The 7,052-nt window shown below is 68.8% G+C and carries 8 protein-coding genes and 1 pseudogene; 6 read left to right on the plus strand and 3 right to left on the minus strand.

Going from position 1 to position 7,052, the window contains the following annotated elements:
- Positions 1 to 135 precede the first annotated feature (135 nt).
- Together ACWCRJ_RS44325 and ACWCRJ_RS44330 are read right to left on the minus strand one after the other, a co-directional pair.
- Positions 136 to 1,008: an IS3 family transposase gene (locus tag ACWCRJ_RS44325; protein ID WP_450944658.1), complete on the minus strand. Its 873-nt coding sequence runs from the start codon at positions 1,006 to 1,008 to the stop codon at positions 136 to 138.
- On the minus strand, positions 1,005 to 1,304 hold the full coding sequence (locus ACWCRJ_RS44330; protein ID WP_450944659.1) for a transposase: 300 nt from the start codon (positions 1,302 to 1,304) through the stop codon (positions 1,005 to 1,007). The genes ACWCRJ_RS44325 and ACWCRJ_RS44330 overlap by 4 nt, the downstream gene beginning before the upstream one ends.
- Positions 1,305 to 1,378: 74 nt before the next feature.
- On the opposite strand from ACWCRJ_RS44330, the pseudogene ACWCRJ_RS44335 reads away from it, so the two are divergent.
- The 4 genes and pseudogenes from ACWCRJ_RS44335 to ACWCRJ_RS44350 all read left to right on the plus strand — a co-directional run.
- Positions 1,379 to 1,576: pseudogene (locus ACWCRJ_RS44335) on the plus strand (site-specific integrase); the annotation flags it as partial.
- Between the two features lie 1,246 nt (positions 1,577 to 2,822).
- Positions 2,823 to 3,047 (plus strand): hypothetical protein, encoded by a 225-nt coding sequence (locus tag ACWCRJ_RS44340; protein ID WP_450944660.1) that lies wholly within the window; start codon positions 2,823 to 2,825, stop codon positions 3,045 to 3,047.
- Between the two features lie 188 nt (positions 3,048 to 3,235).
- Positions 3,236 to 3,787: a SigE family RNA polymerase sigma factor gene (locus tag ACWCRJ_RS44345; RefSeq protein ID WP_450944665.1), complete on the plus strand. Its 552-nt coding sequence runs from the start codon at positions 3,236 to 3,238 to the stop codon at positions 3,785 to 3,787.
- Positions 3,784 to 4,995: a WD40 repeat domain-containing protein gene (locus ACWCRJ_RS44350; protein ID WP_450944661.1), complete on the plus strand. Its 1,212-nt coding sequence runs from the start codon at positions 3,784 to 3,786 to the stop codon at positions 4,993 to 4,995. The genes ACWCRJ_RS44345 and ACWCRJ_RS44350 overlap by 4 nt, the downstream gene beginning before the upstream one ends.
- On the opposite strand, the gene dapA is transcribed toward ACWCRJ_RS44350, so the two are convergent.
- On the minus strand, positions 4,982 to 5,890 hold the full coding sequence (dapA, locus tag ACWCRJ_RS44355) for a 4-hydroxy-tetrahydrodipicolinate synthase (RefSeq protein ID WP_450944662.1): 909 nt from the start codon (positions 5,888 to 5,890) through the stop codon (positions 4,982 to 4,984). The genes ACWCRJ_RS44350 and dapA overlap by 14 nt on opposite strands.
- Before the next feature lie 208 nt (positions 5,891 to 6,098).
- On the opposite strand from dapA, the gene ACWCRJ_RS44360 reads away from it, so the two are divergent.
- Together ACWCRJ_RS44360 and ACWCRJ_RS44365 are read left to right on the plus strand one after the other, a co-directional pair.
- Positions 6,099 to 6,560, plus strand: a complete 462-nt coding sequence (locus ACWCRJ_RS44360) for a phage holin family protein (protein ID WP_450944663.1) — start codon at positions 6,099 to 6,101, stop codon at positions 6,558 to 6,560.
- Positions 6,557 to 6,868, plus strand: a complete 312-nt coding sequence (locus tag ACWCRJ_RS44365; RefSeq protein ID WP_450944664.1) for a DUF3618 domain-containing protein — start codon at positions 6,557 to 6,559, stop codon at positions 6,866 to 6,868. The genes ACWCRJ_RS44360 and ACWCRJ_RS44365 overlap by 4 nt, the downstream gene beginning before the upstream one ends.
- Positions 6,869 to 7,052 lie beyond the last annotated feature (184 nt).

A 7,052-nucleotide genomic window follows, 5' to 3' on the forward strand; every position in this document is an offset into this window, starting at 1 on the left:
CTCGCCCAGGGCGGTCAGAATGGCGCTCTCGTCGTTGGGGACCTTCTTGCTCCACACCGTTGTCCCGGTGTCGTCGACCGCGGCGAGCCAGTGATTGAGCTTGTTCCGCTTTGACGGACACCAGCGGTGTGGTGGTCAGGCTGCGAGTGCGGTCTCGTATTCGGCGGGACTGCGGTAGGCGAGGCTGCTGTGCAGTCGGTGCAAGTTGTACCAGCCCTCGATGAAGTCGAAGATCGCGGTGCGAGCGGCGGCCCGGCTGGGCCAGGTCCTCGTGTCGAGCAACTCCCGTTTGATGGTGGCGAAGAACGACTCGGCGAGCGCGTTGTCCCAGCACTGCCCGGTGCGGCCGACGGACAGACGGACGTTCAACTCGACTGCCACTGAAGCGAGTTCACGGCTTGTGTATTGGCAGCCGCGATCCGAGTGAAAGATCACCGGGCGGGCGGGACGACGCTGTCGGCAGGCTGCCGTGAGGGCGTCGGCGACCAGTTCGGTCCGCAGGTGGTCGGCCGTCGCCCAGCCGACTACCCGGCGGGAGGCGATGTCGATGACGGTGGCCAGATAGAGCCAGCCCTCTTCGGTCGGCACGTAGGTGATGTCGCCGCACCAGCGGGTGTCGAGGCCGTCCGGGTCGGGAGTGAAGTTGCGGACGATGAGATCGGGCCGGGCGGCGGCCCGCGGGTCGGGGATCGTCGTCAGCTGCCGCCGTCTGCGGTGTCGGCCCTGCAGCCCGGCGTCGCGCATCAGCCGGGCGACGCGGCGCCGTCCGCAGTCCTCACCCTCGCGCTGCAGGACGGCATGCACCCGCGGTGCCCCATATGTGCCGCGGGACCGCTCGTGAACTTCGGCGATCTTCTCCGCCAACTCGGCATCGCGGACCGCCCGCGGACCGGGTTTGCCGGTGCGGCGGGCATAGAAGGCGGTTCGGGAGACCTGCAGCAGTTCACACGCGCGCTTGACGTTGTGACCGTCTCGCTTCTCCGCCTCGATGAACGGGTGCACCGTCACCGGGTCTCCTTCGCGAAGAAGGCCGTGGCCCGCTTGAGGATGTCGACGTCCTCGCGCAGCCGGCGGTTCTCCCGGCGCAATGCGGCCAGCTCCTCGCGTTCACTGCTGGTCAGCCCGTCGCGTTCGCCCGCGTCGACCTCGGCCTGGCTGACCCACAGCCGCACCGCGGTCTCCGTCAGGTCGAAGTCCTTGGCGATCTGACCGAGCGAGCGGTCACCGCGTCGGCACAACTCGACGATCTCGGCCTTGAACTCCGGCGTGAACGAACGGCGAGGCCGAGGCTTCTTCTTCCCCATGCTCTCCATGATGGACATCCTCCCGGGGCAGAACCCCTGATCTCGGATGTCCGTCAAAGCGGATCAAGCCCACCTCCGTGCTCCTGGACGCGGGGGAGAGCATCAAGGCCCTGAGCGAATACCTCGGCCACCATGACCCGAGCTTCACCCTCCGCACGTACACGCACCTGATGCCGAACAGCGAAGCGCGCACCAGGGCCGCCGTGGATCGAGTCTTCCAGAACCCGAGCGATACCGACGACGGCCCTGATGTGGCCCACGAGGCAACATGAGGCCGTGACCTGCACGTTCCACAGGAAGGTATTTCTAGATTCGACGCACATTTGGCCGCGTCAGGTCATGGGATGGCCGGACGCCGCCGTTCCGCATGAGTGTTCTGCGTCGCGGACTTCCGTCACTCGGATCGCTGGCTGCTGCTTCGCTCGAAGATCACAAGGAATGGAGAGACGTAACCGGAAGCCTCGACCGGTGTGCTGTGACCCACGAGGACTAGCAGAACGCCTGCGGCCAGCGCACCTCCGTAGATGCTGGCACGTACCAGTACGGCTGTTCGTGTCGCGTTACCTTCGGACATACTTGTCGCGCTCCTGTTCCGTAAGAGGGATGTGAGTAACGGGCCACCCGCATCGTTTCCAGGCGCCGCGGGTGGCCTGCTCTTTTGGTACGTCGGGCTGCTGCGTGGGTCGTCTTCGCGTCCCGCCTCCTCTTCGCCGTGCGACGAGTGCGGACCACGGGGCCGTGTACCTTGGCCCGTCGCCTGCTCGGGAGGTCTGTCTACAGCCCCCTGTGGCTTGCGGATCTCCAGCGAGATGAAATCCCTGGAGCGCAAATCTCTGTGTGGGCAAATTGATTCGTTCAATCCGCGCTTTCAAAGCGTCGAAACTAAGGCCTTTTCTGTAGTTAGACTAACTAACTTGTTTTGGAGCGCAGGTTCCCCCTAGGTGTTTAAGGAACTCGGCTACACAAATGCTCCTGTCGGCACCTTTGAGGGGTGGAAGGCTCACTCGTTTCCCCGAGATGGTTCTAGTATTGCCGTACCTGGCGGGGTGTCAACTCCCTCTTAAATAGGTGTAGATCGCACGATCAATGCGTCCGCCGCTGGAACACCCCTTGGCCAGGAGACAGGCAGGGCGCGTGCTCCGTCACTTGTCCTACGCCTCCGTGCTTCTGGGCTCGGGGGGAAGCGTCAAGGCGCTGAATGAGTACTTGATCCGTCACGCTCCCGTTGGGCACGTACACGCACCTGATGCCGAACAGCGAAGCGCGCACCCGGGCAGCCGTGGATCGGGTCTTCCGGAACTCGGGTGACACCCACGACGGCCCCGATACGGCCCATGAGGCAACATGAACCCTTGACCTGCACGGGGTTCAGAACAGCCACAACTGATCATCAAGGCCCCACGTACGGGTTACTCGGCGTGACCTTCGCGCGGTCCCGGCAGATGAACGGGCGGACACGGAGTCCGATCAGCTGCCGAGCCGACGAAATGAGGGGCCGACGAGATGAGGGGCCGAGGGATGAGGAACGACCGGGCGAGGGGTGTGGCGCGCGTGGTCACGGGGGTGTTGGCCGGGGCGACGCTGTGCTGGCTTCCGGCCGGGGCCGCGTACGCGGACGAGACCAACACCGCCTCGCACAACGGCCCCCGCATCGGGCTCGTCAACGTCGGCCAGGTCGACGACCCGATGGAGGACGTGCTGGAGCACACCCTGCTGTTCGGTGACGGGTACCGCTGGGGCTGACCCGGCCGTCGTCGGGAATCCGGGCCCGTACGCGCTCGACGCGCGTGCGGGCCCGCGGCGTTCTCCGCCATCCGTTCTCCACCACCGCACGACTTTCTTCCCCGGGGCGGCATAGCCGGGCGCGGGTCCGCGCGTCACTAGGGGCACAGGGGCGGGACTCGGGGCCCGCCGGGGAAGAGAAGGTGACGATGGATGCCGCGGGGCAGGAGAGTTTCCGGGAATTCGTGGCGGGGCGGTCGTCCGCTCTGCTGAAGACGGCCGTACTGCTGAGCGGCGGGGACCGGCACGCCGGCGAGGACCTGCTGCAGAACGCGCTGATCAAGGCCGCCGGGCGCTGGCAGCGGATCGACGAGCCGGAGGCGTACGTACGGCGGATCCTCTACCGGCAGCAGGTCAGCCGGTGGCGGCTGAAGTGGCGGCGCCGGGAGCTGACCGTCGCCGAGCCGCCCGAGAGCGGCGCCGCCGACGGGGCGGCCGGGGTGGAACTGCGGCTGGTGATGCGCGGGGCGCTGGCCCGGCTCACCGCCCGCCAGCGGACCGTGCTGGTGCTCCGCTACTTCGAGGACCTGCCCGAGGGCGAGGTCGCCCGGATCCTCGGGTGCTCCGTCGGGACCGTCCGGTCCACGACCCACCGCTCGCTGGCCAGGCTGCGTGAACTCGCGCCCGAGCTGGCCCTGCTCGGGCCCGCCGCCGAGCAGACCCCGTCCCGTGACTTCTCGCCCGTGGAGGTGCGTCCGTGAACGTCGATGAACTGGTGCGCGACTCCCTCCGGGAGCAGGCCGACGAACAACCGCCCCTGACCCCCGGCTTCGCCGACCGGGTGCTGACCGTCCGGCGCCGCCGCCGGAACCGGTCGATCGCGACCGTCGCCGCGGCCACCGCCGCCGTGGTCGCCGTCGCGGTGGCCGTGCCGCTGCTGGACTCCGGCAAGGACGAGGTACGGCTCGCCACCGAGATGAACAAGAGCGACATCATCGCCCACCCCGACCAGTCGCCGCCGCGCGATCTGATCGCGGCCGGGGACGTGGCGCTGGCCGGCTACTACACCTTCGACACCGAGAAGAAGTCTCCCAAGATCTCGATCCGGGAGCGCGACTACTGGGTGCTCGACCAGAAGACGGGCAAGTACGAGAAGACCATGAAGTGGTCCTATCTCGACTTCGCCCCCGGCCTGCGCACCGCGGCCGTCCTGGAGCGGAGCCTGCCGACCGAGCGGATCGGGCTGCTCGACCTCTACACCGGAAAGATCGAGCGCTGGATCCCGGTCGAGCGCGGGGTCGCGAGCGTCGAGTTCTCGCCCGACGGCAGCAAGCTCGTCGCCACCACCTACAGCAGCAACCCCGACCTGCTGTACAAGCTGGACTACGACTCGGACGGGGACGGGAAGAACAACGACTGGGGGCCGCACTATTCCGAGTCGGACCGGACCGGCTTCTACATCGTCGACGTCGGCTCCGGCAGGAGCGCCTGGAGCAAGGTCGACTTCGACAACACCGAGGGCGACCTCAACGTCCGACAGGACTTCGCGTTCAGCCACGACGGCAAGCTGGTCTACTCGGGGCTCACCACCGCACCCCACCAGCAGTACTACGACTTCGAGGGCAAGGAGGTCGCCAAGCCCGCGAACGAGAAGTACGCGCACTGGGCCGAGGAGGCAGGAGTCTCCCCGAACGGCAAGCGCGTCGCGTCCGGTGGCGCGGTGCTCGACGCCTACACCGGCGAGCAGCTGGCCCGTGTACCCGGCGGAGAGCAGGCGCTCGCCTGGGTCGACGACGAGCGGCTGGTCCTGTGGGGCTGCGACCCCGAGCGGTGCGACGGCAAGAACGAGTTCCGCAACCAGCTCGTGCTGATGACCATCGGCAGTGACAAGGTCGTCCAGCTCAGTGACTTCCGCAAGGCCTCGTCCGACTACAGCGGCCGCTGGAATCCGGTGTTCAGCGATCGCTGACCAACTCCTCGTACGCCCTCAGCAGCCCGTCGGTCACCTCCTGACCGGCGGGCCGCAGGGGTGCGCGGACCGGGCCGGCGGGCAGACCGAGCCGGGCCAGCAGCGCCTTCGCCGTCACCGTGCCGGGCAGACCGGACGCCATCATCAGCTCGGTGAGCCGGATGGTTCGCCGCTGGAGCCGGGCCGCCTCGGCGGTGTCGCCCGCGTCGAACGCGTCGATGACCGCCCGGACGTGGCGGGGGGCCGCGTTGGCGACGGTGCTGATGTAACCCGACCCGCCGATCGCGTACAGCGCGAGCACGTACTCGTCGCAGCCCGTGTAGTACGCCAGCTCCGTCTCCGCCAGCACCTTCTGGGTGCCGAGGAGGTCGTACGCGCAGTCCTTCACCGCCACGATCCTCGGGTGGCCGGCCAGCCGGATCATGGTCTCCGGTTCGATGCGGGTGCCGGTGCGGCCGGGGATGTCGTACAGGGCGACGGGCAGCCCGGAGGCGTCGGCGAGTGCGCGGAAGTGGGCCTCGACCGCGTCCTGCGGGGGCGTGCTGTAGTACGGCGTGACCGCCAGCAGGCCGTCCGCGCCCGCCTTCTCGGCCGCCGGCGCCAGTTCCACGGTGTGCCGGGTGTCGGCGGTGCCCACCCCGGCCAGGATCACGGTCCGGTCGCCGACCGCCGCGCGCACGGCCCGGATCAGCTCCGCCTTCTCCGCGTCCGTGGTCGTCGGCGACTCACCCGTCGTACCGGAGAGCACCAGTCCGTCGCAGCCCTCGGCCACCAGATGGTCGGCCAGCCGCTGGGCTCCGTCCAGGTCCAGTGCGCCGGAGGGAGTGAAGGGCGTGATCATCGCGCAGAGGGCACGGCCGAAGGGAGTGGGGGCGGGGCGGTGGGTGAGGGTCATACGGGTAGTCTCGGGTGCCTCATTGTGAAGCTCCACTTAATTCTTCTACGGAATATCTGGGAGTTTTGCTACGAGGATGGGGTGGGGCGCCGTCTGCGAGGCCGGGGCAGGTGGATGCGGGCGTCGTTCGAGGTCGAAGCGACGTCGCAGGGGTAGCGCGGAGCGGGGAGGGTACTCGGGGCGTCCCGATGTGTGAGGAGGCGACACCGTGACCGGGACCACCGAGACCAGGCCCACGCGATTCGTGCGCTCTGCGCGATCCGAACGTCCGGGGCCGGGCGAACACGACCACCACTCCGTGGGCGAGCTGGTCGGGCAGGCCACCGAACAGCTCTCCCTGCTCGTACGACAGGAGGTCGCCCTCGCCAAGGAGGAGCTGGCCGAGAAGGGGCGGCGCGCGGGACGCGGCGGCGGGCTGCTCGGCGCGGCCGGCGCGGTCGCCTACGTGGGATTCATGGCCCTCGCCGCCGCCGGCGTCGGAGCGCTCTCCCTGGTGCTGGACGTCTGGGCCGCCGCGCTCATCGTCATGGCCGTGCTGTTCGTGATCGCGGGCGTGCTGGCCGCGCTCGGGCGCGCACAGCTCCGCCGGGCCACCCCGCCCAAGCCGGAGCGGGCGCTCGACAGCGTCAAGGCGGACGTGGACGAGATCAAGGGGAGGGCGCGGCGATGACGCAGGCAACGAACAGGACCGATGGTTCGGTCGGCGCCAAGGGCCCCGACGAACTCCGGCGACAGATCGAGGAGACCCGGGCGCAGCTCGGCGACACGGTCGAGGAACTGGCCGCCAAGGCGGATGTGAAGGCGAGGGTGCACGCGGCCCAGGCCGATGCGAAGGCGAGGGTGCACGCGGCCCAGGCCGATGTGAAGGCCAAGGCGCAGTCGGCGTGGGAGCGGGTGCCCCGGGAGATGCTGATCGTGGGCGGCGCGAGTGTGGCCGTGGCCGCGGTGGGTGTGCTGGTCTGGCGGCACTACCGCTAGGCGGCGGCACGGCGCTCGCCTGTCGCCCACCCGCCTTGCTGCGTGCGGGGCGGGGTGGTGCGACTGCTGCTTCGCCACGGTGGGCTGCGCCGGGGGTGCCCGTCTTCGGTGAGTGCTGGAGCTTCTTGACCTGTTCGCGTGCGACGGCTGCGAGCGGGTCCGCTTCGTGTGTGCGGACCCGCTC

The organism is Streptomyces sp. NPDC002324, from assembly GCF_053593335.1.

Coding starts and splice junctions, on each gene's coding strand:
- ACWCRJ_RS44340 (WP_450944660.1), top strand. CDS start 2,823: ATGAGGAACGACCGGGCGAGGGGTGTGGCGCGCGTGGTCACGGGGGTG.
- ACWCRJ_RS44365 (WP_450944664.1), top strand. CDS start 6,557: ATGACGCAGGCAACGAACAGGACCGATGGTTCGGTCGGCGCCAAGGGC.
- ACWCRJ_RS44330 (WP_450944659.1), bottom strand. CDS start 1,304: ATGGGGAAGAAGAAGCCTCGGCCTCGCCGTTCGTTCACGCCGGAGTTC.
- ACWCRJ_RS44345 (WP_450944665.1), top strand. CDS start 3,236: ATGGATGCCGCGGGGCAGGAGAGTTTCCGGGAATTCGTGGCGGGGCGG.
- dapA (WP_450944662.1), bottom strand. CDS start 5,890: ATGACCCTCACCCACCGCCCCGCCCCCACTCCCTTCGGCCGTGCCCTC.